A 26,616-nucleotide genomic window follows, 5' to 3' on the forward strand; every position below is an offset into this window, starting at 1 on the left:
CACCAGTTTGTCGTAGTAGTTCATGAACGGGTAATAGCGCGACAGCGCGAACCCCGCGCCCGCGACCATCACGACGGCGAACAGCCAGTCGACGATGCCGAGGCGCTTCAGGAAGGGGCGCTCGTCAAGCAGATCCACCGTTTGAGCCGCGGTCATTGAGACATCCCACTTAAGCACAGGCGCTGGGTCCGGCGCACCGGCATCAAGAGACGATCGTGTCAGGTTCATGGTCCTCACCGTTGGGCAGATCGCGTCGACAGGATGCCGTCCGCATGCAATTGACTGACTTCCACGCTCGCATTGAGCATCGCATCGTTCGACGCCTGCCTCCCAAAACGCGGTCTTTTAGTGCTGATTCCCGCCCCACAATTGCGCTGCCGGACGTGACCGGGAGAACCATCGCTGCCATGAGCGCCCGCTTCCCGATTCCTTCCGTAAGTTTCCACTGCAGATTGAAAAAAAAGCGCCCGCCGGGGGGAGACGGTGCGCAAACTTTTCGCCATGTCGCTACTGATGCGCTCACTCGAGGCAATCTCAACAATGACGCAGGCGTTCTTGCAGGCGCCGCTGCCGTGCAACGGCTCATCCGCGTTGCACAGACCAGCCGGACGGCTTGGACTCTGAATCGCCACGCCCACGGGCGCAGCGACGGGTAAGGTAACCTGCTCATTGCTCGGCCGGCGGGTTGGCCGCTGCCTCGGTCTCTGGAGGAAACGCTTCCACGAAGGCAGCTACGGCGCGCATATCCTGCTCCGACATATTGCCGCAGACCGCCTTCATGACCTCACCGCGAGGTCTTTGAGCGGTGTCGCGCTGGAAAACCAATAGCTGCTTGACGATGTAGTCCGCGTGTTGACCGGCGAGCCGCGGAAACTGATTCATGCCCTCGCCATGCTGGCCGTGACACGAAACGCATGCCGCGACGCCCTTGTCCGGCAACCCGGACACAAAAATCGCTTTCCCTTCGCCAATGAGCGATTGGTCGCCGGATTCACCCAGAGCCGGCTTCTGACTGGAAAAATACGCGGCAAGTTCGTCGATTTGCACCTCGCTCAGGTGCGTAAAGCCCCACATAAACCTCTTGGCGTTCGGGTCTGATCGGGCATGCGTCTTGAAGTCCGTCAATTGATCGACAATGTATTCCTTTCGTTGCCCCGCCAGTTTGGGAAAGACCGGCGATACCGAAACGCCGTTCACGCCATGACAGTTCGAGCAGACCTGCAGAGCAATGGTCTTTCCGGGGACAGACGGGTTATCGACTGCCCTCGACCGTTCCAGGTCGTGACAACCCGACCCGGCAAGCAACATCCCAAGAGAGATGAACTGCGCCAACTTGTTCATGTCACGAACCTCCAAACTGCGCTTACCGCCCTTAAAGGCTGCGCGACAAAGCGCAGCGCAATCAGTGCGTATTTCAACGCCCTCGCTTCCGCCGATACTGCAAAAACGCAAGGCACCTTCCTTTTATTCCAGGGGCAAGTACGACTAACTTGAGTGGGAAACGCCGGCGTCGATGTCACCAGTAAGCGGCCCATAAATAGACAAACAGCGTGTCGTTGTCTCTTGCGTTGCGCCCGTTACCGTCGTAGTTGGTCGTGGCGCCCAGGTATTTGGTGAAATGCGTGTACTGCACGCCAACGCGAATGTTTTGCACAGGAATCCAGAATATCTCCGGCATCCAGCCCTGCGTGTTAGGAGTGAAATTTGCGCTGCTGCGTAAGCCACGCTATCGGTGCTGCCCGTCACATTGAAGAAAGCGAGGCTCACGCCGTACTTGGCCTGATAGATGTACGACGCTTTCAGCAGCATCGATTTGAGATTTGCCGACTGGCTATCGCCTAAAACGAAATTATTCGGATCACTGATATTCTCGTGAACGTAGCGCGCCTGTGCGGTAATCGTATGGGGTTCCAGCAGGTACTGATACTGCGCATCCACACCGATATCGCGATAGCGGGTCACACCCTGCGTGAATATCGGGAAAGCGTTTGGATCGTTGGGATAGACGTCGGCAAGCAACCCGAACGTCCCCAGCATGACGTTATGCGGGCCCCATTCGCGAGTCAGCGCAAGGCGCCAATACGGGTTGTAGCCTTTCAGATAGGTCTGCGGGTGGGCCAGGTCTCCGGCCTTGCTGCCGTGGCTCAGAAACGACCAGATCCCGTCCGCGGTGCTGTACCCGGTCAGTTCGGCGTATACCATCTTGTTCCAGTACAGGTAGCCGCCAATGCCGACGACCTGCTGCGCCAATGCCCCCTCGATGAGAGGCGTAAACTGCGGGGACCCAACCGCGCTCGTCGACGAAGAGAGGTAGGGGTAGCTCCATGCAGGCGCGGTGTTAAAGACGTCCTGCACAGTCGGATTGTTGTGCAACGTTACGCCCAGTATGAAGTCGCTCGCTTCGCCGATAATCCGTTCCACGTAACGGACATCGGTGTTGTCCGATGCCCATTTACCGATCCACCTGCCGTCGCCATTCTGGTGATCGTAGTTCGTGTAGGTATATTGAGCGAACGCGCCGATCTTGTCGGTGATCTTCCCGGCGAGGAAAATGCTGGCCGCATCCCATGTCAGATTGCCGTCTTTGGGCGAGATGGGATTCCCGTTAGCGTCATTGTTGTGCCTGGTTTTCGTCGCATCGACTGTTCCCATCACAGCGAGCGGGATGGTGCGTTCGCCGAGCGTATATCCGTTCAGCTTGAACATGCGTCCATACGGCGTGAGTTCGGGAAACTGCCCGCCGGCGTGACACGCCACGCAGCTTTGTCCTGTTTGACGTGCGAATATGGGCAGAGCGTGTGCGGTAGAAGCCTGGAATAGACAAAGCGCCACGAAGACTGCCGTCCAACCACAGCGAAGCATCTGATGAAATGCAGGAATACTGATAATAGTCTTTGCCATGGCTATCCCTCCCTGCGCCGTGCTTCACACATTTACCAACGGCGGCAAAAGTCAATGACTTCGTTACTACGTTGCGTCTGACGGCAACAAGCGAAATGAGAAAAAGGTCTTGCAACTGCGGTGACCCATCCCGATGAGGCATGTGTGCCTCTCGCCACGCTTACATTGTGCAAACGGTCGACGGGAAACGACATGGGTGAACGTCCTATTCTTGCGGTAGGGGAGGCTCCCGACCGCGCAGACCATGACATCTCGTGAGTTCTTGCGCGCCGCTCCACGCCTCGTCTCACGACATCGTCACGGCACCATCCAGTCCCCATCGGCAACGAGCCTGACTCGCTCCGGCTCGGCAAAGCGGACGATATAGCCGCCTTTCGACGCGAAGCGCTGTCCCGGCGCCAGCGTCAGGCGCGGGTAGTAGCCAGTCAGAATGCGGCGTTCAAGCATGTCCTGAATGCGCTCGATCAGGTAATCCCTCTCGAACGCATCGACCATATGGCTAAGCGTCTCCGCCAGCAGGCCGCACGCGAGATAGGTGTCCGCCTGGACCTGCGGGGCGACCATCGGGATTTTGCGAATCGAGAACCAGCCGAACGCATAGTCGACACGGACACGCCGTCCGTCCGGCAAGTCGAATGGATACGCGAGGCGCGTGACGCCGCGCCAGCTCGCCGACAACGGTGTGCTATCGAGCCCGCCCAGCAGCCCCGACATGAACACGGTGTCCGAAGGCGGTGGCAAACGCCCGAGCGCCGCGACGTCGGGCGGCCGCAGCCATAGCACCAGCACGTCCGCACGCGACATTCCGTGCAGGGAGCGCGCGATGCTGTCGCCTGGCGCCAGAGCGCGGTTCGACACTGCGATGCCATGGCCCTTCAACGCGGCGGCAAGCGCCTGTGCCCCCCGCTCGCCGTTGTCGCCTGTGCGATAGACCTGCCAGACCCTTGTCGTCGCTTGCACGGGTTTGCCACGGGTTTCATCGAGAATCCGCCTCGCGAGCAGCGCCGCCTCGAGCAGTACGCCCTTCGAGAAATACACGGAATAGAAATCCTGGTCGGTTTCAACCGGCACTTCCACGTTGGGAAAGAGACACGGCACGGCCTCCTGCTCGCAGAACTCGTGGACCGGCGCCCAGTTCTTGCCGCCGAGTCCCGACAGCACCGCAAACACCGGTTGCTCCACCAGAAGGCGCTTCAACTGTTCATGCCACGTCGACGGCGGGCCGCTCAGCTCCCACACATGCAGCTCCCAGCGGCGATTGACCATGAACATCATCTTGCGCGACGCGCGCAGCGGCGGCGTTGCGCCGAGGGGAAATATGTTCTTGTCATCGAAGTACTGTTTGAGCACATCGAGCATGCCGCGCCGTTTCACCGGGTCCGCATCGGGTGTGACGATCGTCGCGATGTGCAGCACCGTGTCCGTCACACCTGCTGACCTGCGTCGATCGAGGCGTTTCAGATAGCCGATCAGCGCTGCCATGTCGGCGTCGTTCAGCGCGTACTGCGGCATCAGACTGCTGAGCGGTTTGCCCTCCGAATCGAGCCCCTCGCGTATCGCCCTTGCGATCGTCGCATCGGTGTAGGGCTCGCGATCGGTGCGCATGCTGGGAACGTACGGGAGATCGAACTCTTCGGGACTCTCTACGCGAGGATGCACCAGATACCGGTCAGTGATCGGCGGGATGCTGCTATTCCCTTCCCTGGAGCCAAGGCCGCTGCGCCGATGGCAGTTCATGCAGGCCGCTGCGGCGCCTCGCAGGTTCACGCCACCGTCGTGCATCGCCTCAAGCGGTTCGCCCGAACCCAGCACGCCCTTCTGGAAGATCGCTTCCCCCGTGCTCGTTGTAGTCACCGGCGGCGCTGACGGGGCAGCGTTCGCCTTGCCCACCGGCACCATCAGCGCGGCGAGCAACACGCCTTGAACGAGCGTGCGCGACGCGAGCGGCCGTGCCCGCGCGATGGCGTCTCGGCTGACCCGGGCGCGATGCATGGCTAGGGGGTCGGCCGGTTCATGGCGCGAAGCGCCGGCGGCGAGGCGTCGACGTCGATCGATACCGAACTGCGCCGTCCCGGCGAGGCGGGCTTGGCGAAAATCACATCGTCCAGCGGTGGATTGAGCGATACCTTGTCTATCGTCAGCTTGTCCCTCGTTCCGGAAGCCGCTGTACCGCTTTCAATCGTATACGGTACCTGCAACCCGTCGATGTTCTTGTAGTCGCTGTAACTCACTTCCACGGTGACCGGCTCGCCGCGAGCGCTCCGCGCCTTGCGGTCGTACTTCACATCCAGAAAGGTTTTAGCGTCGACCCACACATGGCGGATCAGGCCGGAGGGCAGCTTCGCAGCAAGGCGGTAGGCATCGTGTCCGTCGACCTTATCGGTACCGTCGAGCGTGACATCGATACCTTTCGCCTGATGGTCGATCAGCAACCCGTCGATGACCTGCTCATCATGCGCGGACTTCAATTCGTCCATCGTGTAAGGCCGCAGATTCCCGCTGCCCATGCCGCTCGGGCTCGCCTTCCAGCCTTCTCTGCCGTCGAATACCCGGACTGTCTTCTGGTTGAGCACGGTGATCTCGAAACGTGTCTTGTTCGGACGTTTCAGCGCGAGGATAAACGGCAGATCCCGAGCAGGGGAATTCGCACTATCCACGTGCCCGACCCAGACCATCGTCTGGACTTTCCGCCACGCGTCGAGGCCGCCCCTCGCGGCAACGTTCTTCTCGACGATCTGGTCCGCGCTCAGATCGTGCCCCTCCGGTATTTGCTCGCTCGCGTACACGGCCGCCGTCAGGCAGCCGACGAGCACCCACAATGCGATTCGTGTCATGGCCGTGGACCCCGCGCGGATGTTGGCTAGTGGCTCGGCATTTTGGCCATGGCCAGTTGCGGTTTCGCAAACAGGGTGTCGTCCGTTGGCGGATTCACCGTGACATGCTCGATCGTCAACTTGTGCGGCTGTTTGCCACCGGTGACAACGGTCTCCAACGTGTGCGGCACGACGAGCCCACTTTCTTTCCGGTAATCGCGATAGAAGATGGCGACGTCGTGCATCTTGCCGTCGAGCTTGCGCGGTTCGCCATCGATCTTCAATTCCAGAAAGCTGCTTGCATCGATCCAGATGCGGCGTGACGCATTGTCTTTCGTCGTCACTTTCAGGACGTACGCGCGATGCCCTTCCACCTGCTCCATGCCCAGCGCCTCGACCCGCGAGCCCTTGCTCGCATAGTCGATCAGCGGCCCGTCCAGTTCAGCCGATACCGCGGCCGATTTGGCCTCCGCAGGCGTATAGGGCTCGACTTCATCGCGTCCGAGGAAAGGCCTCACTTTCCAGCCCTGTGCGCCGTCGTAGACCTGAAACGCCGTCTGATCGTTGAAGCGAACCTCGAAGCGGCTCTTGTGCGGCCGCTTCATCGTCATCGTGAACGGCAGCTTGGTGTTCTTCTTGCCGCCGGCTTCGATCTGCCCCGACATCGTCATCGTGTTGACCGCGTGCCAGGCCTGAAGCCCGCCGCGTGCCGCGACGTTATGCTCGACGATCTGCGCCGCACTCAGGTGGCTCGCCGCCGCGGCCTGAACCGTCCCCGCGGTCGAGGCCGCGAACGCAACCGGGCCGGTTACCAGAACACCGGCCACGGAAGCCGCCGAGATTGCCTTCAAAAGAAACCGGGTCATGAGTCACCTCCGCTGTTTATGTTGTCGATCGCTGTGCCGCGATCATTCGACGATCAGTCCGTCGATATGAAGCGAACCGACGAAGACGTCGACGCGCTCACCGGCCTTGATCGGACCGCCCTTGTTCGAAAACACCATCCAGTATTCCTGGCCGGGTTCCAGCGGACCGGTCTGGCGCAACGGCCCGACTTTGTCCATCACCGGAATCTCGAGCACCGCGTGGCTCGTTTGCCCGTATAGATACGCAGTCGCGGTCTTCTCGCCGAGCAGATGCGCCGCCACCGGATCCGTCACGCGATAGCTGAAGCGAATCAGATTGCCCGATGCGGTGCTACGCACGCTCAGGTTATCGATGCCCTTCATCATCCCGTAGTAGGTCTTCGCGTGCTGCGACAGATTCACCGGCAAATACGGCGAGTGCCTGAGCGTGGACGCAACCGGCGGTCTGGGCGCCGCCGGTGCGCTCTGCCCGGCCGCGGCCCCCTGAACCAGGGCCGCGGCCAGACACACGCTGCTCGCGAACCGCACCGCCGGCGTCGTCAAGGGGGATCGAAGTTTCATTGCCACGCCCCCCTCACCGGATGGGTGTTACGGACAGGTTCGGCACCAGTCCCAGGAACAGGCCGAGCGGGCCGCTCAACTGGCTCCCTAAGGCGAGCGGATCGATCGTGGTGCCTCCAAGCAGGGTCGGCTGCACGACCTCGACTGCACCGATGTCGTATCCTGCGCCCTGCGGCCGCCGCGTGCCGAAGATGTCGTGATCCGGCGCACCGGCTGACGTGCCGTTATTGATCGCAGGCGAACCGGCCTTGATCGAGTAGTTGCCCAGCACTACGTCATAGCCGGCCATGCCCGACGTGAGCGCTTCGTTGAACAGCGACAGTGGTCCGTACGACATGTTGATCCACTGGTTGCCTTCATCCGGCGTCGCTGACGGCATCAGGGTGAACAGCGGATTGGGAAGAACCGTATCCGCGATGCCCGGAGGCACCGTGATGCCGATTCCGCCCGCTTCCGGCGGTACACGCGAGCCGTTGCAGTACTGGTGCACCACCGCCGGATTCATCAGGCTGTTGTGCGCAGTCGCGGGGTAGTCGCCGGCGTCGGTCAGGATCGAGTACTTCGGGCTCATCGTCAAAGTCGGTTGACGGTTGCTGGCCGAGGTGTCGCCGAACGCGCCGATGTCCCAATAGACCGCAGTCGGATCGCAATAGCCTGTCCCCTTGTTTGCCTGATTCAACGACGGATTCAACGTGACCGCGTTCTGCAGGCCCGCGATGTTCGGATTCTTTCCTCCCACGCTGATATAGAACGTGCGGTTCTGCCAGAACAGATCATTGGTCAGCACCGGGTTCGAGAACGTCGTGCAGTTGGGCAGCCCCGCCGGACATGCCACACTCTTATTGGTGAACGCGGCGATGAAGTTCGTCGTGTGGGCCGCGGTCTCCAGTCCAGCCGGCTGGTATTTCGACGTCGTGATCGGGGGGCACGTCGTTTCCGATCCCACCGTCGTACAGTTCGGCGGCCCAACGTTGGCCTGCGCGGCGGCGGGCGTGTTGAACAGCACGCCTGCGGAAGCCGTCGCGTCGTTGGAGACGACCGTGTTGTTGATGAAGTTCACGGCCACCGCATCCTGCAGCGAGACACCGCCTCCCGCCCAACCGGCCACGTTGTTCGCGATGATGTTGTTGATCACGCGAACCGAATACCACGCGCTCGAGTTGCTGGGGCTGCGTTGCACATCGGTGCCGTTGACGTTCTGCAGCCGCAGGCCACCGCCCTTGCCGCTTTCCGCCGTGTTGCCGACAATCAGATTGCCGTCGATCACGAGCTTCGGGCCAATGCCATCCGAAAGCTGGGGTGCACAATCGACGTCCGTTGTCGCGTTCTCGCAGAACGTGCCGTCGGGCGGCACGCCCTGGGCGATCACACCGCCGCCGTAGGTGGGCAGCGTCGGGTTGTTGCTCTGGTTGAACAGCACCCAGTTATGCGAGATGTCGCCGTTATAGCTGAACCCGAAGTGCGCGACACCACCGCCGTCGCCGCTGCTCATGTTGCCGCAGACCCAGTTGTAGTTGAAGTGATAGTAGTCGGCACCGGTGCAGAAGGTCACGCCGCCCGCTGACGAAGGCGTGGTCGAGTTGATTTCGTCGCCGTACGAAGCATTCGACGTGACCGCGTTGTTGTGGACGTTCACATGCTGGTTGAACAGGAACGGCAACTGCGTGACGCCGTCTCCGGCGATCGTCCCGTCCGGCGTTTCGACCTGGCCCACCGTGATGCCGCCCGTGAGCGTCCCTGCGTTGGCGAAGACACGGTTGTTCGAGACCTCCGTGTAATGGTTCCAGCCGTGCAGGTAGATCCCGCCACCGCCTTGCGAGCTGTTGGTGAAGCTCATGCCGTCGATACGCGACGGATTGCACAGGAAGTTGCTCGGGTAGTTCGTGCAATCCGGCGGGTTCGGCTGGAACAGGGTCGGGCCCGTGAGCGGCGTGCAGATGCCGTTCGCGACGCAGTTCGGGTCGGCGGTGCCCAGCGGCACGTCCTTCACGCCTTTGCCGAGGACGGTAATGGCCGCGCCTTCATACGCGCCCATCAGCGTCGGCTCGATCAGCAGCTCAGCCAGATTGCCGTTGAGGTTGAAATCCCATCCGGAGGCGGGTTCGAACGGTATCGTATCCACCTTGCGCTGCATCGACGCCGGGCAGGCATTTGGATTGTTCGGATCGAACGGATTGCTCGCCGAGATCAAACCACCGTTCAATGCGTCGCCAAACAGACAGTTGACCTCCCTGCGCCACGCGTCCATCTTGCCCGACGGGTGGGTGTTCGCGTTGACGGTCACCGACGTCGCGCCGACACCTTGCAGCCGGACCGGCTTCCACATCAGCAGCATTTCGTTATAGACGCCCGGACCGACGACGATCATGTCGCCCGGGGCCGCGTAGTCGATCGCCTTCTGGATCGCATTGCTCGTGGCGTTCTCGCCATTCACGTAGGTCGGCGGCTTACCGCCGATCGTGACGGTGACCGTATCGATCGAACGCTTGCCGTTGGCGGCCGTGATGACGAGTTCACCGCACATCGCAGCCGGCTGGTTGCGTTGCTGGATCGCGCAGCTCGACGGCGGGAATACGCCGGGCAAGAACGAAGGCGGTGTCACGACCGTAACCTGAATCTGCTTGTCGGTCCATGAATTCACGAATGCCGGCACGCCTCCGATCGTCACCGAGCCCTTCTGCGCACCGAATCCATAGTGGCGCGTGATGAACTTCTGGTTGAACGGCGTCTGGGTCGCGCCCGGACCCGTGTAGGCATGGTTCGGTACCGGCTGGTCGATCAGCGGCGCTTTGATCGTCAGCGTGTGGCCGACGCCGAGCGCGCTGATCCACGGTCCCGCGCCGTTAGTGCCGAACGAGTCGCCTGTCACGCTGGCGATCGCCGGCGTGAGATCCGGGTACGCGCAGTCAGGCTGGTCGTAGCCTTCCGCGAAGGCCGAGACTGGCACCACCGGCGTATCCATGTACTGGGTCTGTCCGGGCATGAACGGAATCTCGTAGCAGAACTGGCTGTACGCCGGGTTGAACAGGGGATCGCGGATCGTCTGGCCGGCATGCGCCGGATCGGGCATGTCCGGATCGTTCATGCAGGCGACCATCATCGTCGGCGCATAACCGGTCGGGTTCGGCGGGTTGACCTGCCATGTCGAATAATTCAAGCCGTTGAAGATGCCCCACTGATCCGCATACACGCGGGCCACTTCGTTGCCGGCAAAATCCTTCATCGAAACCGGCACGTTCGGCACCGCGAACTTCTCGCCGAATTGCGGCGAATACGGATCGAACTCCGAAGAGAAGTCATCCAGCATGAAGCCGGTGTAGTGCGCGGCGACGTGCGTCGAACTGAAGATCCAGAACTTCGCCTGCACCGTCATCTGGTTCGTCAACGTCACTTCCTTGCGGTCGCACAGGTGCCGCGAGGCGCCCGCGAACGGCGCGACTTCCTGCGAGCCCGGGAACAGGCTGATGTAATCGGGCACGATGCGCAGCGCACCGACGCAAGGCCAGGAGATTTCGATGGTGCCCGTGTCGCCCTCACCCCGCGAGTACGTGACGGATCCGAGATTCGTGGTCGGATTCTGCGCATTGTTCTGGTTATAGGTGGAATTCACCGCGGCCTGGTCGGGCAGGATGAAGATGGCGCCGATGCCGCCGAACTGCTGCGTTACCGGCGCAATGTAGTTGTCGCCGATCAGGATGTTCTTGTCTTCCTCCTTCACCAGTTCGTAGCCCGGCGGCATGATCGCTTCGACCACATACTTGCCGGCCGGCAGCATCTGCGTACCGTCGCCCGACGGATTGGCCACGCAGATCTTGCAGTTCGTCGAGACAGGCTTGCCGGTCGTCGTATTCCGGCCCGTCACGCTGGGGAATCTGTACATCCCGTCGTACGGCGCCGGCTGCAGCTGGTTGAACGCGTGCATGCCGTCGTAGCACTTGAACTGGGAATGCGCCGGCAACGGAGTCTTGTTCGGGTCGAGCCACTGGGGAGTGTCCTTCAACGTGAAGAAGAACGGATCGGTGGTCTCCTGTCCCGGACAGTTCATGTTCGGGATACCGTCGGAGCGGAAGCCCTGCGCCCAATCGTCCCAGCTGGCAGTCTTCGTCGTATCCACCAGCGTCAGGCTGGTGGTGCCGTCGGCCGCGGTGCCCTCCTGATACAGGTTCACCGTGACATTCGGCACATCAGGCGTCCACTTCGTGTGGACCAGCAGCGAGGGATCGTCGAACGGCCGCGTCGACGCATAGATCACTTCGCCCCTGATACCGCCGTTTTCCTTCTCCCCAAATTGCGCCTTGCCGAACTCGATAAAGGAACTCTGCCCCGAGAAGCCCTGCCATCCCATCGTGGTCACCCACGGCGGATCGACTCGGCCGGTCGAAGGGTTCGTACCCGAGCGTTCCTTGCAGTCCGCATCGTTGCAATACACCGCCCCCGGCACCCGCAGGTTCATGCCCGGGCTCCACGGCAGGTGCGCCGTTGCCGATTCCAGCGTGTTGGCATAGTTGGCGGCAATGGTCGAGCTGCCCCCGCCGGGCGTGCCGTCGGGTGGACCGCCCGCGTCATACACCACGTGTACGCCCGTCTGCTTGAAGCGGGTCTCGTCGGTGTCGACGACGTACCAGTTGAACAGCGGGAACACTTCGTTGAACGTCGCGTAGCCATTCGGGTCGGTGTTGTTGAAGTTCGAGTAGCTGCCGTCGCGGAAGCGGACATTGGTTGGAACCAGCGGGACCCCCGGATCGTCCGGCGTCGAGACGCCGGTACCGTGCAGGTCCATGAAGGTCCGGGTATAGAGATTCGTGTGCCATTGGAGCACCGAAAGATCCCCGACGTCCACGGTCTGGCCGTTTGCCAGCTGGACCGCCGTCGCGAGCCCATCGACGATCTGATCGTTCCATTGATCGAAGATCGTAATTCTGAACGTGCCCGCGGGCAGGCCGGTAAAGCTGAACTTTCCGTCAGCATCGCACTTCGTGAAGGCGATATCTTCTCCGTCCGGATCGCCGACGCTCACATAGCACTGCGTGAAACCCAGCGAGGTGCGCGAGCCGCTGCCGTAGAGGTTCTCGTTCGGCGGACGGCTGTAGTGCAGGTTCGTCACCCTGCCCTTGAGCCCGTTGGTGCACGTCGTGCTGCCTGCGCAGACGATCGGCAGGCGGGCATTGATGATTTTCGGATTGGCAAAGCCGATCGCGACGTGAAAGCCCGCCGGTCCGAACTCCTGGAAGTACGCCGGGCCGCCAACCTTGACGAAAGCGTCGTGGCCCTTCTGTCCGTCCAGCGTGTTCGTCTGCAGCCATTCCTCGCCGCGGCCGATTCTGTCGGCCGCCGGCGTCGCAACAATGCCGTAACGGCCGGGCATCAGGTTGGCAATGATGGCCTGGCCGACGAGCGGCGACAGCGTCTTGCCATCCGACTCGTATTTCGGACAGGTCGGAATCATGCCGACCATACCATCACTGCTGGTGAGCTGTCCGGTAACCGGGTTGAATGTGTCCGCCTGCCGGGATATTGGGCACGCATCAAGCCCCGTCACCGGATCCTTGGTGCCCTGCAACGAATTGGACAGCGGCATGTTGAACATGTCGTAACTCATCTGTCCAGTCGGGTCGCCGGTGCCGCCTGCATCGTCCCAGAGCTTGATTTCGAATCCGCCGAGTCCGGGCTCACGTGCCGTACCGAACGCGTCGGTTCCGCCGCTGACGTCGACTTCTCCGTTGAGCGGGGCGTCGTCCTCGAAGACGAACACCGAGACCTTCGCTGTCGGGACCGGCGTTTCTTGCACCAGCACACTGACGGTTTTCTGTCCGGCTGCGATTGGCGCGCCGCCCATGGTATGGCCGCATTTGCCCGTGCCCGGCGCAAAATCCGCGGTTGTCGGGCAGTCCGTGGCGATATCGAACTGTCTCGTCGGCCCGCTGACCGGCTGCGGACTGCCCCCGCCATTCGCAAAGGTGTTACCCGCATCGCCCGGCAAGACCGAGATGTAGTAGTGCTTGGTCGGATCGAGCGACACCTGGCCAGGATCGACCGGCGTCTGTTGCGCAGAGCTCGTGCGGCACACGCCGTTGCCGATGTCGCACACGGCCGGCAAGTGGGATTTGGTCCCAGGGTCGTACACGGTCTGCCCCGACTCGCAGGCGACTTTGCCGACACAGCCTGCTGCCACCACCGGCATATAGCTGGTGTGGAAGTTTGCGCCGAGACTGGGAACCGGCAGCGGCGGACACGTCGTTGGACGCGTTGACGCGGTCGTCTGGCATGCAGGATCGATCTGGAAGGTGCGGTCTTCCTCGATGATCCAGCGGTAGTCGGTGAGCTGAACCGGCGTCTTGCCCGGCGCTGTGCTTGGCGCGTCCAGCACCTTGACGATGAGTCCGCTACCGCCCTTGAAGGTCACCGTCACGGTCGCGGCAGCACTCGACGTGCCCTGCGAATTCTTTGCCGTGTACTGGAAAATCAGGTTGGCATTGGTGCTGCCGACAGGCGCCGCCGTCGGTGTGGCGGTGAACGATCCGTCCGCATTCAGCGTGACGCTTCCGCCGGTCACAGCACCCGAAAGCGCCGCGGTGAGCGGCAGCCCGGCCGGATCACTGGCATTGGCCAGCACGCCGGGAGCGCCGATCTGCAACTGCGACGCGATGTTGCTGGTGTAACTGCCGTTGTTGGCCACCGGCGCGCCAGACAGACAGCCGCTGGCGGTCGTGCACTGCGCCAGGTTGACGGTGGTGCAGAGCGGTCCGCTGGTGGCGCCGTTACCGCAATAGGTGAAGGAGTCTGAGAGAACGTTCTGCCCCGGTACATAGGTAAACGTACCGTTAGGATTCAAGGTGAGTGAGCTGCCGAGGCCCGTTGGCCCTGTCAGGACTTTCACCCCGTACACGCCGACGTCATTTGCGATCACGCCCTTGGCCGGGTCTGAAACGGTCAACGTGTTGCCCGCCACCAGGAAGTACTTGTCGGGATTGGCGATCCCATTCTGATTGGCCGCCCCCGCCGTCGGCAGTGCGCCGCCATTGACGCTGACATACGCCTGCATCCCGCCGTCGCGCTGATTGTTGGTCGACAGGCTCAGTTCGCGGTCAAACACCGGCAGCGCCGTTGCGCCCGCAGCTGGTGCGTTCATCAGCACGTCGTAGGTTTTGCCGGCCGCCAGAAACACTTCCGACTGGATCCGCGCACTGCCGGGCAATACGTTGCCGTCCTCCGCGATCAGCGAGAAACCGGAAACAGCAGGATTGCCGGTTTGCGCACCGACTACCGACGGAACGTGCATCCGCAGCCCCGCGTTCACGAAACGCAGGAGCACCTGGCCCGTCGCTGCCGGAGCGGACGCGGCAAACGACGACCCGCCGGCATTGGTCCGGTCGAAGGCGACACCGTTGATCAGGTAGTAGCGCGGATCGTAATTCACCGTCGGCGGATAGCAGGTGCCGAACGACGTCGATTTCGAATCGCCGCAGCCGCCGGGCTGACCCGACCACACCTTGGTTTCGCTAAAGCCTTGCATCGTCACCGCCGCTGCGACCGCGGTGTTTTGCACGGGATCGATTTCGCTCAGCACGAGCGGCACGTCCGCGTCATAGCAGACATTCGGATAAGCCTGGTACGTCTGCGACGCCACCGGGCAGGTCACGCTGCCGCCGACCGGGGTCTTCACCACCAGCACGCCGTAAAGCCCCATCGGCCCCTGGATCGACGGATGCGTTCCCGACTCGATCAGATAGGTACCAGGGCTGAGGTTGGTGCTGCTCCAGATCAGCTGCGTTGTCTGGCTTGTCGCCACCTCGGTCGCAAACGACTGGACACGCGGGGCCTGCGCGGGCGGCGTGAACGACGCGCCGGTCGGGGCGGTCGCGGTGACGGCAATCGGCCAGGTGGTCGTGGTTTGCGTCGGATGCGGGGGACTCGGCATCGTCGTCGCCGTCGTCCCCAGACCGCCACCCAGTTGTCCCACGATCACGAGCGAGGTCGGCACGGCGCCCGGCAGGTTATTGGTGAGATTGATCGTCAGCGGTTGTCCGTACGGCACGGTAATCACCACCGGCGACCAGTTCGCGCCGGCGCCCGGATTCGCCGCCGCGCAGGTGGCCGGCAACGTCGCGGCCGCCGAGCAGCTGTAGCCCCACATCGGCACAGACTGTCCGTCGGGCAACGTGGCAATGGTGGCCTTCGCTGTCAGATTGACGACCTGGGCGAAAGAGACGCCACTGGCCGTCAGCAGAATGGACGCTGCGACACCTGCCTTGAGCAAGTCGAAGAGCGTCGCCCTAAAGTTGGTGGATCTCATCGCGTTTCTCCCCGCCTCTAATTGGATTCGTCAATCAGGAATGCTTGTGGATCGACGAGCATCATCATCATCATTCCGCCAGGGAAGATGTTGTTCGTGGTGATCTCGCGCTCGTTATGCGAGTGCCACATGAATGCAAAACCTGCCTCTGATGCCGGTGGATTCGCGATTGTCCCGCTCGGCGGCGTGGTCCCGGTTGGGGCGGTGGCGCGGATGGTCGCGTCCGGCCCGAGATAAGGACTGCCGCCGTACCAGAAGCCGTTCGTCAGCACGTGCGAGTCCGGCAGCGTGACCGGCCCGCCGCTAGCGACGTTGCCGAACGGATGCGTTTCGAGCGCCTTGCCGTGATCGGCGCACCACTCGTAGTAGTTCGGCGCGTGCGGGTCGGCCGTGTAGTAGCCGTTCACGTCCGGGATGCAGACGACCGGCTTGCCAAGGTAAGCCGCGAATTGCGGAGCGGTGTCGGTGTACACGTCCCCGGGCTTATGCCCGTAGACATCCCAGTTCAGGCCCCTGCCCGTCCAGTAGAAAATTCCGTCCATCGCGAGGCCCGGCGTCGTGGTCGTCGTGAACAGCAGCGGTCCGGCCACCTTGGTCGGGTCCGTCTTGCTGAGCAGCATGTTTCCATCGCGCGCCAGCACCCGCACGTGATTGCCGTGCTCGTGGAACGGATGCTGCCAGCGGCCGGTGCCGATGATCCGCAACAGCACCAGTTCCCCCGGGTGCATGTGCGGATTGCCGTTGTAGGGCTGATGCGGATACTGCACCGCGTAGTTCGGGTCCATGTCGTCCGGCATCGAGCGGCCGTTGACCATGAAATAGGCCGGGTGATAGGGCTCCGTCTCGACGGTCATGCAGCCGTTCGGCGCCGTGCACGCGTTCGCCGCCTGCTGTTCCGCCTGCGCATGGATGCGCGGATCCATTTCGGAGAACTGGAACAGATACTCGCGGTCGTAGCAGGCCGCGCTGTGGTTATAGGCCGCGCCGGCATTGCGGAAGTCCGTTTGCCCATCCGGCAGCGTCGCCGCGACCGCACGGCAACCAGTAGGTACCGCAACCGTGCCGGGCGAGGAGGTCGGCAAGACGATGATCGCGCCGAACAGTCCCATCTCGACCTGCAGATCGCCCTGCGTGCCGCTGTAGTAGGCATGCGTGCCAGCGGTCGCCGCGACGAAGCTATACGTTACCGTGCTGCCGGGGGCCGCCTCGCGCGTCAGCAATCCCGGCGAGCCGGTGAGCGCGGCAGGACAGGTCCCGTCGGGGTTCAGCACTGCGGCGCAGACCTGGAATCCGGGAAAGAGGATCGACGTGTTGCCCGCCGCCGCAGGCAGGTTATTCGTGAGCGTCACCGTGACGACGTCGCCCTGCTTCACGATCAGCGTCGGACCGGGAATCTGCATGCTCGGACAGTTCGCGCCCGCGATCGTGGACGGCGAAAAGCCGGCCGGCGCCGTGCGGCATCCATAGCCCCACGAATAAATGCTCGCGCCGTCGGGCTGGGTGATGCGGTTCGCCTCGGCACTCAGGTCGAAGTGCGTCCCCGTGATGCCGGGCGCGGCGGCTTGCGCGTGCATGCAGACGAGCGTGGCGAACATCGCCGCGCCGACTCGCGCGAGCCGTCCAAGCTGCGCGAGCGCCCCGCGCCATGTGTGGTGAGTAATGTGGGCCACGGCTCTTCTCCTAGGTGCAGGACTTCGTGGTCGGATCCACCGCATGGCAGATATGGACCTCGGTCATCAAGCCGCCAAAATTCTCCTGGTCATTGGCCAGGTGATCCAGATTCGGCGTGTACAGGTAATAGATCGCGCCGGGCTGATACTTCGTCGTGTCGCTGGCGTCGAGGATCACGTCCATCGATTCGCCGCCGCCCATCGTGATCGAGTTCGTCTTGTAGGTCAGGTCGTTGCCGGACATGTCGCGCAGCAGGCGGGCGTTGACACCGACCACGCGCATCGGAATGCCGAGCGACGCCAGCGTCTGATACTCGGTGACATCGAGGTCCGAGATCCGCAGCAGCGCCCTGCCGCCGGCCGGAATGTTGATCAGCGTCGGCAGCGGTTGCGAAAAGCGCGCCACGCCGTCCGCCGCCGGTGTCGACAGCGCGTTCGGATTCACGGTGTCCGGATAGCTTCGGCCGTTCAACATGAAGAACTTGTCCTTCATGTCGGTGAACGGCTCCGGATTGAACGTCATGCCCACGAAGTGGAAGTTCGGATCGAAACCATGTATCTGAACCGGATACTCGACGTCGTAGGCGGTCGAGCCGTCGCCGTCGTTGTACGCGTAGAGCGTCGGCGTATTACTCTTGTTGTTCCCATGGAGCACGCTGTTCTTCGGCGGCGGCGGCGTCGTGCACAGGATGTCGTTGCCGCACGCCGTGCGCAGATCCAATTGCTGCTGCTGCAGCGAGGCGTACAGCGACGCGCCGCCGGGAACGCGGTTCTGGCGCGGCCGCACGAAGATCTGGCCGACCATGCCCATCTGCAAGTGTTCTGGCGGCGTGATGTGGCAGTGCCAGAAGTAGGTGCCGGCATCCGGCGCGAGGTAGTAGTACGTGAAGCTCGCACCGATATTGATCGCCACCGACGCGTCCGGTACGCCGTCATAGAACGACGAGGCGTTCGGATAGCCGTGGAAGTGCACCGTGTGCCTCTCGAACAGGTCGGGGCGCATGATCATCCCGACGTTGGTCAGCGTGAGGAAGAACTCGTCGTCCTCGTCGATCGCCATCGTCGGCGCCGGCTCGTTTCCGTTCATCACGCCGATATCCATGATCGGCCGCGGATCGACATGGCCGGTCAGCAGCCCCGGCGGCGAGGAATCCGGATCGGGCACGAGGCCGACCGCGCCGTTGTAGGTCGGGTCCGTTCTCGGATCGCCGACGGTGTTGAACACCGAGGCGAACTCGGTGCCGGGATTACCAGCCTCGATGTCGGCGAGCCCGGACAACGGACCGAAAGCGAACAGGTAGGTCTGCACGCCGTTACCCATCGTGGCGTAACCATCACCGCCCGAGATCTGCTGGCACTTGATCGCGCCGTTGATGACGCCTGTCGACGTGGAGGTCTGTCCGGTATAGGACGGCCGGGTGTAGGCAGGCTCCCCCGTACCGGGCGGCAGCGCCGTCGGATGCGCCGGCGTGGTTGGCGGGCATTGCACCCGGAACGACTGGGCGAATGAAGGAATGGCGAACAACAGTAACAACAGTGTCGCAACACTATTGAGAAATGCGCGGGTACTGAACATATGACCTCCAGCCCAGGGGTCAGCCAGCGCGATACGCGCTGGACGTCGGGCCGGTAACGACTTCACACTGACCCGTAATCTGGATTCTGCAGATACGCGACGGAGCCTGCGATGGGTCACCTCCCTACACTTGCGGTAGGTGGCAACCCAGCGAGATTCTTCAGATCGGCCGGAGCATGCTTTTGACGGCATCGTGGTGCCGCTTCGCGCTGTCGTTCAAACGTCCGTTCTGATTCTGCCTGGCGGCGCAAACGACGCGGTCCTGGTTTCGGGACGGCAAATGCCGGCTTTTTTGCAGAGACAGGGGGCGAATGCCGGGTGCAACGAAGCGTGGCACTTCCCCTTTCGCTTTTTCTACTGTCGGGTGTTTACCCATGCCGTTCGGCGGGGATCCCTACTGCTTTTCATCGTTTGCGGACGCAAGAATGAGGAAACAGTACCGGGCTCGCGCCGCTCCATCCGCAATCCGTGGTCACACGGCCTTCCGTTCGATGCGCGCAATAGCAAAGGCCCAATGCGGCAAGTCGACGAAGCACGGGTACTGCCTGGTAGCGATGAGGCTGTTGCAGGAACCGCAAACGGATTCGGCCAGTTTTCGTGACCAGGACGCACCCTGGCGGCCATTGGGAAGACCAGGGTTACAACGGGTTCGAGGGAAGAGGCGCTCCCTGGCGGCGCGCCTCCCCTTGAAATGTCCGGTTTCACCATTGAATCGCTGAAGGATCACATCATGAACAAGCTAACCGCTACCATTCTCGCCAGCTGCGTGATATTCGCGACCGCGGGCGCCTTCGCTGCCGATAGCCCATCGAACGACCCGGCTTCCACAGACGCGACGAGTCAGCCGAGCGCGGCAACGGACGCAACGGGACACGACGCGATGAGCGCCGACAGCATGGCCAAGGACGGGATGAAAGAAGACACAATGAAGGAAGATGCGATGAGCCATGACAGCATGGCCAAAGATGGCACGAAGAACGACGAGGTGAAGTAGGAGTTCACCTGGCGAGCGCGCGCCTCGGCGACGACCCGCACAACCAGCCGGTCTTGACAGGCGCACGCGCCAACTATCCCGAAGGATCAGACAGAACGGTTCCAGAAACAGCGGGTTGGCGCTCTGAGCTTGCAGGCTCCGCGCATCGATCACGTCGCGTACGCGGGATAGACACAGTTGCTTGAGGCAGCGTCGATTTCTGGTCAAGGTCATGGCCATACTTTGGATTCCTATTCGTCTGGATGAGGCCCAGCGAGGAGCCGGGTTCTGACATTGAAAAAAATCGCTGAATTCTGTGGCGGGACGGATCAAGGGGATTCTACGTGAGGGAGAACGCCCGTTGACCTTATGCACCGACCGGATGAGAGGTGAACAGGAAGACTGTCATGGACATCCTGAAAATCACGGCAAACTCTGGAATGATAGTCATCCTCAACGATCGAATCGGCTCCGAGGAGTATCGGAGTGTGTACGGATCCATACAGGCACTGCAACGCTTTGCTGATGCCTTGCTCGTCTCGGCGGAGAATGAAACCAGGGATAAGCGTCCAGGCGTTCGGGCGAGCCTGCCATCAAGTGAGTAATGTCATGAAATCGTCCCGCCGTAGCTTCATCCTCATGACCGCTGGTTTTGCGTCATCGCTGGCTCTTTCGCGCGGCGCGCTGGCGGATGCCGTGTCAGTCTCCGATTCGGATGCGACCGCGCAGGCGCTCGGCTACAACACCGATGCGACGAAAGTCGACAAGGCGAAATACCCTAAGTATCAGGCCGGCCAGGGTTGCTCGAATTGCCAGTTCTTTCAGGGAAAAGCCGACGACGCTGCGGGACCCTGTCAGATCTACGGCGGCAAACAGGTCAACGCGAAAGGCTGGTGCAGCGCATACACGAGAAAAGCGTGACGCGTGAATGACCTCGTTTCGAACCGCCGCGCTGCCGCGGCACCGGGTTATCGCATGGTGGTCGCGCCGACCAGAGGATATGCGTTTGCCGCACGACGCCTTGGTTGATTACCGTGCCCTCAGCGTCGGCCAACGTATTGGTGGATCGGTTGGCCGCGACGGTTCCGGACGCGTATGGAACCAAGGCACAGTTGCGAACGTTGCAGTGCCGGGTCAAGGCCTGCCGCATCGTGCGCGCGAAAGAACTGATCCTGGGCGGGCTGCAAAAGTCCGCCGACACGCAAGCTGAAGTGTGAGGAACAGCCGCGGAAAATTTGGAGGCCGAGGGGAGTCGGGCGCTATGCGCGGCAAGCCATGAAAGAGATGAAGAAGAAGGCGAAACTACAACAATTCCTCGGGTAACATACCTTCGTGGGACAACACGACCGGACATCCTGCTATCCACAGGGAGCCTTACGCAATGGATGCTGCCACTTATGCGCTTTCGCTCGGGGCCTCCAGCAAGCAACTCCGGGAGACGATCTCAAATTTCCTACAGGAGCGGCTCCAATCCAAGCTGGACAAGCTCAAGGACGACGATACCGATCAGCGCGAGAAATTGCTGACGGCCTTCCTGCCGGAAAACTGGATATCTGATGCGGCGCGCCGCGTCCTTCAGATTCAGCAGGTGACGCACGCGCTCAAGTTCACCCACCCTGATGCAATGGGCTCAAGCTTGAGCCTGGCGGGGAACCCACGAGTCGGTGAACTCCACGTGAGCACTCATACCCTCGGGGGCAAAGTCCCGCCGGACGTAGTGGGCAACGCCGCTGCTCTGGACGTCTACAAATTCCTGCGTCTGGTCGTTGACGGCAGATCGCTACTGGAGCGTGCGATCGGCAACGACCCGGCTCTCGCTGCCGCGCTTTCCGACCGTCCAGAACAGGCAGGGCAATGGATGGCGGCTTTCGCGTCATTAACGCAACCTAAAGGTCAACCCGCCTCACATGAGTTAGCCAAGCAGATCTATTGGCCGCTTGGGGGCGGTCAGTACCATCTCCTTGCGCCACTTTTCCCAACCTCGCTTGCACATGTTGTCTGGAACACGCTTCGCGAGGACCGCTTTTCCGATGCCGCCAAAGCGTCTCGGGACGCACGTCGGGCGCGAGTATCGCATCCTCAGGGTTATCGTGAATACCCTGATGTGGCCGTGCAGAAATTCGGCGGATCGAAACCACAAAACATTAGCCAGCTGAATAGCGAGCGCCACGGGGAGAACTACCTCCTGCCCTCCCTGCCCCCTTCGTGGCATCGCGAGCCAATACGTCCCCCACTGGGTATGGCGAGTGTGTTTCATCGTCTGTTCGGTCGTCGCCCGCTCGTCCGTGAAGTAACGCGCATCCTGCGGGAGTTTCGCGTGAGCGCTGAAAACGCAGATAGCAGTCTCCGGATTCGCAACAAGCGGGCCGAACTGGTCGGCTACGTCCGTGATGAGTTGCTGCAGTTCAGCGCAGAAATGCACGAGCTTGAAGCGGGCTGGAGTCTGCAGCCGCACTGCCGCCTGAACACGAATGAACAGTGCTGGCTCGACCCATGGCGGGCGGAAAGCGACGAAGTCTTTGCTTTCCTGCGTCGTCGTGGAGACTGGCGGGATGGCGTCTGCAGGCGCTTTGGCAACTGGTTGATTGCAACGCTCACTACGCCCCGCACGCCGATGAGTCAAGCCGAGGCTGCGCATTGGTCGGACGTTCTTGAAAAAGAACTACGGATGATTCGTATGGAGATCGACATCGATGGATGAACCCGCTGCTCTCGTGGTCCTGCCGCGTTTGCAGGTGCAACACGCCAACGCCATATCCGGCTCGATCTGTTGGGGCTTTCCGTCCCCCACTGCCTTTGTCGGCTTCGCCCATGCGCTTGAGCGCAACTTTTCCTCTGAACTGCGGAAAGGCTTTGGCGGAGTTGGAATCATCTGCCATCAGTTTCACCCGCAGGTTTGCCAGTCGCCGGGGCTGCGAACCCACGTTTTTCGCCTCCCGCGCAACCCAGTGGGTGAGGACGGCGGAGCCACTGCGCTGGTCGAGGAGGGCCGCGCACACATGGAAATCAGTCTGGTGATTGCGGTGAAGGACGATATGCCTGCCAGGAGTGGCGAGTATTTTGCTGAAGACCTGCTAACGACGGCCCAAGGCATGCGTGTTGCGGGCGGAAGCATCCTGCCGACTCGCGACGGCAAGCGCTTTTCGGCGCAGTGGTGGCCGCTCGCTGACAATCTGGAAGGCCAAACTGAGGTATTCCGCAAGCTGCGCCGCCAACTGCTGCCCGGTTTCGCGCTGGTGCAACGAGAGGACCTGTTGGCCGAGCGCTTGACGGAAATACGTCTGCAGCACCCGGAGGGCAATTCGCTGGATGCGCTGCTGGATTTATCCCGGCTGAACATTGAGCCCGACAGACCCGGCCCTGATAAGCCAGACGTGCGGCAATGGGGTGTTCGCAAGGAGCCCGGCTGGTTAGTGCCGCTACCGGTCGGCTACAGCGCGTTGTCGCCGCTTTATGCGCCGGGCAAAGTCAGGAACGCGCGGGACAGCGTCACCCCGTTCCGCTTCGTCGAAGGTCTTTACTCGCTGGGTGAATGGGTCGGGCCCTACCGACTGGAAAACGTGCGGCAACTACTCTGGCATGCCGAAACGGACCCCGACAACGGTATTTACCGCTGCATCAACCATTATTCAGCCCCCTTCGCAATCGACTGATCGCCTTGGACAAGGAGGAATGACATGACAAAAAATGAACTGAAAACGGCCTCGGTGCTGGCGTTCGCCCGCAAACTGGACCCTTCGGATGCGTGTTTCACCGCCGGGCGCTGGAATGACCGCGAAAACGGTGAGAAATGGCCTCCCGTAAGCGTGAGAGAAAAGTCCGTGCGCGGCACCATTTCAGACCGGCGCGCCAGCAGGGATCAAGACCCGGCAAAGCTGGATACGGCCATCCAGTCCCCGAACCTTCACACCGTCGATGTCGCAACCCTGCCGAACGATGTCGATACGCTGCGCGTCCGGTTTACTCTTCGCGTGCTCGGTGGTGCGGGAATGCCTTCAGCGTGCAATAACGCCGATTACCAGGAAAAATTGCAGACTACTATCCAGCAGTATGTGGACCAGACCGGTTTTGCCGAACTGGCACGCCGCTATGCCCTCAACCTGGCCAATGGACGTTTCCTGTGGCGCAACCGGGTCAGTGCGGAGCAGATCGAGGTGCAGGTTCGCCACTTGTCCCAAGGCAGTGCGAATAAGATCTGGATCTTTGATGCGCTGAGCTTTTCTCTACGTGATTTCAAGATGCCGACCGATGCGGAACAGTCGCTGAAAGCGTTGGCGCAGGTGATTGAACAAGGCTTGGCTAGCAAAGCGTATGGGTTGCTAGAAGTCGTTGCCTACGCCCGAGTCGGCGACGGTCAAGAAGTCTTCCCCTCGCAGGAACTGATCCTCGACCGTGGCGACAAAAAAGGCCAGAAAAGCAAAACGCTGTATGCCGTCGGAGAGGTCGCTGGAATCCACAGTCAGAAGATCGGCAACGCTCTGCGCACCATAGATACCTGGTATCCGGATGACGGCGGGCCTCTCATTGGCCCGATCGCGGTCGAACCGTATGGCTCGGTCACATCGCAAGGAATAGCCTACCGCAGGCCCCAACAGAAGATGGACTTCTACAATCTGCTCGATAACTGGGTGCTCAAGGACAGCGCCCCGGATGAAGGAAATCAGCATTACGTGATGGCTACCCTGATTCGGGGTGGGGTATTTGGACAGAAGGACTGATGGATGAACGCCTATCTTGAAATAAGCATACGGCCGGACCCGGAATTCATTCCAACCACCCTCATGAATATCCTATTCGGCGAACTGCATCGCGCGCTGGCCGCCCATGGGAGACGAAACATTGGCGTGAGCTTTCCGGACGTCCGGGAGAACAGCCGGTCTCTGGGCACGCGTCTGCGCATCCACGGCGATGCATCAAGCCTCGGCGCACTGACTATGTCCGGCTGCACGGCTGGACTGCTCGACCACATAGAGGTTGGGGAAATCACTCAGGTGCCGACCGATGCAAGGCATCGGGTGGTCAGGCGCGTTCAGGCCAAGAGCAGTCCTGAGCGACAGCGGCGCAGGTTGATGGCCCGAAAAGGAATTGATGCGGAAGCGGCACGGCAGACCATCCCGGACTGCGCGGCAGAGCGTCTTAACCTGCCCTACCTCATTCTGACAAGCAAGAGCACCGGCGAGCAGTTCCGCCTGTTCGTGGAACACCTGCCCATTCAGCAACAGGCGGTGGAGGGTGAGTTCAGCGCCTACGGCCTCAGCGCCATAGCGACAGTTCCGTGGTTTTGAACACTTTTTCGCGACCTATCATGAACCTCTTATAGATGACACACTTGCAAAACCCGTTGCAATTCTGGTTAGCGGGCGCAATAGCGCCTTTCAAAAATCAGGCTGTTACAACCAAAGTTCTGTACTTCACTGCCGGACAGGCAGCTCAGAAAAGATAGGGGCTTATGTGCATTGCACGCCACCTTCACTGCCGGACAGGCAGCTCAGAAATTTGACGCCGGACAAATTGGCGCCCACACCCATGGCTATCGCTCCGTCGTGATTGTGGTCGGGCAATTGACGCCGCCACTGCCTGTCCGGCAGGAGGTCATCGTCCTTTCCGTGCAAATGATCGCAGGAGTCGCGCGGAGAGCGGCTTGCAGCAAGGCGCGGCAGTTCGGCGGCTTTCGCAACATCATCGCGAAGGGACTGTATGCCGAAGCAGCGCTCGCCTGTTTCGTGGTGTCAAAGTTTATCGACGGCTCGCTATATCGCAACGCAGCATTGCTGTGCCGCTTCGGCGGCGAGATCTCACGCAATACGCCCACGGCCGGTATCGTGCGCCCGGGTGAAGCCGATCATCAATCTGCTAGGCGATCACCTGCTGGATAGCGAGATCGTGTTCGGCGACGAGACGGCAGCCGCGAATATGGGCGACCATCAATAGCCGCAGTTCGCTCAGGAAATCGGGCTCCCATAGCAAAGCTGCTGGTTTGCAGAAAACTGTTCGCAGTTTTTGCGTAATTTTGTTCCTAGGATCGAACGCAAGGCTCCATGCCCCCATCGTGCGGACCTGCCGCCGCTTGGGTTAAAAAATCTCGTATGTTGCCTGCCCAGGGCCAAAGCTACTACGCGGACACGTCGCTGGCGCGTCGCCTGTCAATGGCGCCAACGCGCCTGGAGATGGCCCGCAACGATCTGATCCACATTGGTCTGATCGCCTGGCAAAGGCCGCTCTATCAGGTGCTCGCGCTGGATGTGCCGGCTGCGGAGGCGGCGCCGTGTGGCTACCGAAGTCGCCCGGCGTCCTGATCGGCGCCGCCCGCTCCGGCGCCGGATCGCTCGCGCGCCCGCCGACGGCGCGTTGCCATTGGCCGCCCAGCGACTTCGAGAGCGGCTCGCCCCCAAAATGCGCTGAAGAAGCTCTTTTTGCGGCGCGACGCCCATGTTCAGCGCCACCTCGATCGCCGTCGCTTGGATTCCCGAAATGCGTTTGCCCGACAGCGCCGACATCGCCTTGGCAAGAGCTTCCTGCTTCAGCTGTGCTGGCGTGAACGCCGTGATGTGTGGCTCGGGATTCTTCACCCACAGCTGCGCCATTGGGTGCTGATTCATTTTGGTATCTCCTTCGCGCGAGGGCGCGTTGCGATCCAGTGATCGACTTCTGAATCCCGGAAGCCGATGCAATGCCTGGAGAGGCGCACTGGCGACGGAAACGCGCCAATTTTGATTAACCGGCTGAGGCTGTTTTTCGACAGACCTGTCCGTCGAATCACGGCCCGCATCCGGCTGATGCCGTCTCGGTCCGGTGGCGACTGGCTCGACATGGGCATAGGTGTTCCTTCACGAATCCGCGTGGTCGCAGGTTGGTTCCAGCATGCCGTCACGACCAGAGCCGCGCGAGCAGGTCGTGACATCAGACTCGCGACATGGAAGTCAAATACTTCGAATCTCCGGTTTTTCAAGGCGTTTTGCTATT

At 61.5% G+C, this 26,616-nt stretch carries 20 protein-coding genes and 1 pseudogene; 9 read left to right on the forward strand and 12 right to left on the reverse strand.

All coding sequences use genetic code 11. The features are described from left to right. Positions 1-156, reverse strand: a pseudogene (locus tag GNZ13_RS53015) (c-type cytochrome biogenesis protein CcsB); the annotation flags it as partial. Positions 157-272: 116 nt separating this feature from the next. On the opposite strand from GNZ13_RS53015, the gene GNZ13_RS38710 reads away from it, so the two are divergent. Beyond that, the gene (locus GNZ13_RS38710; RefSeq protein ID WP_172174991.1) at positions 273-656 is read left to right on the forward strand and encodes a hypothetical protein; all 384 of its coding nucleotides are present in this window, start codon (positions 273-275) and stop codon (positions 654-656) included. 10 nt (positions 657-666) lie between these two features. Here the strand turns inward: GNZ13_RS38710 and GNZ13_RS38715 are convergent, their stop codons facing one another. From GNZ13_RS38715 to GNZ13_RS38755, 9 genes are all read right to left on the reverse strand, one after another. Next, a complete protein-coding gene (locus GNZ13_RS38715) occupies positions 667-1,341 on the reverse strand; it encodes a c-type cytochrome (RefSeq protein WP_172174994.1) in 675 nt (224 codons plus the stop codon). Between the two features lie 144 nt (positions 1,342-1,485). Next, the gene (locus tag GNZ13_RS38720) at positions 1,486-2,901 is read right to left on the reverse strand and encodes a cytochrome C (protein ID WP_236002382.1); all 1,416 of its coding nucleotides are present in this window, start codon (positions 2,899-2,901) and stop codon (positions 1,486-1,488) included. A 297-nt stretch (positions 2,902-3,198) separates the two neighbouring features. Then, a complete protein-coding gene (locus GNZ13_RS38725; protein WP_236002383.1) occupies positions 3,199-4,893 on the reverse strand; it encodes a c-type cytochrome in 1,695 nt (564 codons plus the stop codon). Positions 4,894-4,895: 2 nt separating this feature from the next. After that, positions 4,896-5,735, reverse strand: a complete 840-nt coding sequence (locus GNZ13_RS38730) for a LolA-like protein (protein ID WP_172174997.1) — start codon at positions 5,733-5,735, stop codon at positions 4,896-4,898. Positions 5,736-5,761: 26 nt separating this feature from the next. After that, positions 5,762-6,580, reverse strand: coding sequence for a LolA-like protein (locus GNZ13_RS38735; protein ID WP_172175000.1), 819 nt, complete (start codon positions 6,578-6,580; stop codon positions 5,762-5,764). A 42-nt stretch (positions 6,581-6,622) separates the two neighbouring features. Continuing rightward, positions 6,623-7,141 (reverse strand): hypothetical protein, encoded by a 519-nt coding sequence (locus GNZ13_RS38740; protein ID WP_172175003.1) that lies wholly within the window; start codon positions 7,139-7,141, stop codon positions 6,623-6,625. 13 nt (positions 7,142-7,154) lie between these two features. Beyond that, a complete protein-coding gene (locus tag GNZ13_RS38745; RefSeq protein WP_172175006.1) occupies positions 7,155-15,434 on the reverse strand; it encodes a choice-of-anchor Q domain-containing protein in 8,280 nt (2,759 codons plus the stop codon). Positions 15,435-15,451: 17 nt separating this feature from the next. Further along, positions 15,452-17,104: a multicopper oxidase domain-containing protein gene (locus GNZ13_RS38750; RefSeq protein ID WP_172175009.1), complete on the reverse strand. Its 1,653-nt coding sequence runs from the start codon at positions 17,102-17,104 to the stop codon at positions 15,452-15,454. Positions 17,105-17,114: 10 nt separating this feature from the next. After that, positions 17,115-18,680 (reverse strand): multicopper oxidase domain-containing protein, encoded by a 1,566-nt coding sequence (locus GNZ13_RS38755; RefSeq protein WP_172175012.1) that lies wholly within the window; start codon positions 18,678-18,680, stop codon positions 17,115-17,117. A gap of 730 nt (positions 18,681-19,410) precedes the next feature. On the opposite strand from GNZ13_RS38755, the gene GNZ13_RS38760 reads away from it, so the two are divergent. The 8 genes from GNZ13_RS38760 to cas6f all read left to right on the forward strand — a co-directional run bounded on the left by GNZ13_RS38760 (position 19,411) and on the right by cas6f (position 24,938). Next, positions 19,411-19,674: a pentapeptide MXKDX repeat protein gene (locus GNZ13_RS38760; protein ID WP_172175015.1), complete on the forward strand. Its 264-nt coding sequence runs from the start codon at positions 19,411-19,413 to the stop codon at positions 19,672-19,674. Between the two features lie 386 nt (positions 19,675-20,060). Beyond that, positions 20,061-20,258: a hypothetical protein gene (locus GNZ13_RS38765; RefSeq protein ID WP_172175018.1), complete on the forward strand. Its 198-nt coding sequence runs from the start codon at positions 20,061-20,063 to the stop codon at positions 20,256-20,258. 4 nt (positions 20,259-20,262) lie between these two features. Beyond that, positions 20,263-20,574 carry a high-potential iron-sulfur protein gene (locus GNZ13_RS38770; RefSeq protein ID WP_172175021.1) on the forward strand — a complete coding sequence of 104 codons (312 nt, stop codon included), beginning with the start codon at positions 20,263-20,265 and terminating at the stop codon, positions 20,572-20,574. A 149-nt stretch (positions 20,575-20,723) separates the two neighbouring features. Then, positions 20,724-20,870: a hypothetical protein gene (locus GNZ13_RS38775; protein ID WP_172175024.1), complete on the forward strand. Its 147-nt coding sequence runs from the start codon at positions 20,724-20,726 to the stop codon at positions 20,868-20,870. Positions 20,871-21,034: 164 nt separating this feature from the next. After that, complete coding sequence (gene csy1, locus GNZ13_RS38780; protein WP_172175027.1) at positions 21,035-22,354, forward strand: type I-F CRISPR-associated protein Csy1; 1,320 nt, start codon at positions 21,035-21,037, stop codon at positions 22,352-22,354. Beyond that, positions 22,347-23,306, forward strand: coding sequence for a type I-F CRISPR-associated protein Csy2 (gene csy2, locus GNZ13_RS38785; RefSeq protein WP_172175030.1), 960 nt, complete (start codon positions 22,347-22,349; stop codon positions 23,304-23,306). Before csy1 ends, csy2 begins: the two co-directional genes overlap by 8 nt. Before the next feature lie 24 nt (positions 23,307-23,330). Next, positions 23,331-24,371, forward strand: a complete 1,041-nt coding sequence (csy3, locus tag GNZ13_RS38790; RefSeq protein WP_172175033.1) for a type I-F CRISPR-associated protein Csy3 — start codon at positions 23,331-23,333, stop codon at positions 24,369-24,371. A 3-nt stretch (positions 24,372-24,374) separates the two neighbouring features. Beyond that, positions 24,375-24,938: a type I-F CRISPR-associated endoribonuclease Cas6/Csy4 gene (gene cas6f, locus GNZ13_RS38795; RefSeq protein WP_172175036.1), complete on the forward strand. Its 564-nt coding sequence runs from the start codon at positions 24,375-24,377 to the stop codon at positions 24,936-24,938. Positions 24,939-25,796: 858 nt separating this feature from the next. Here the strand turns inward: cas6f and GNZ13_RS38800 are convergent. Both GNZ13_RS38800 and GNZ13_RS54455 read right to left on the reverse strand, forming a co-directional pair. Then, positions 25,797-26,252: a hypothetical protein gene (locus GNZ13_RS38800; protein WP_172175039.1), complete on the reverse strand. Its 456-nt coding sequence runs from the start codon at positions 26,250-26,252 to the stop codon at positions 25,797-25,799. Then, the gene (locus tag GNZ13_RS54455; protein ID WP_407945687.1) at positions 26,249-26,554 is read right to left on the reverse strand and encodes a helix-turn-helix transcriptional regulator; all 306 of its coding nucleotides are present in this window, start codon (positions 26,552-26,554) and stop codon (positions 26,249-26,251) included. The genes GNZ13_RS38800 and GNZ13_RS54455 overlap by 4 nt, the downstream gene beginning before the upstream one ends. Positions 26,555-26,616 lie beyond the last annotated feature (62 nt).

The sequence above is a fragment of the Paraburkholderia elongata genome (genome assembly GCF_013177735.1).
GTDB classification, from domain to species: Bacteria; Pseudomonadota; Gammaproteobacteria; order Burkholderiales; family Burkholderiaceae; genus Paraburkholderia; species Paraburkholderia elongata.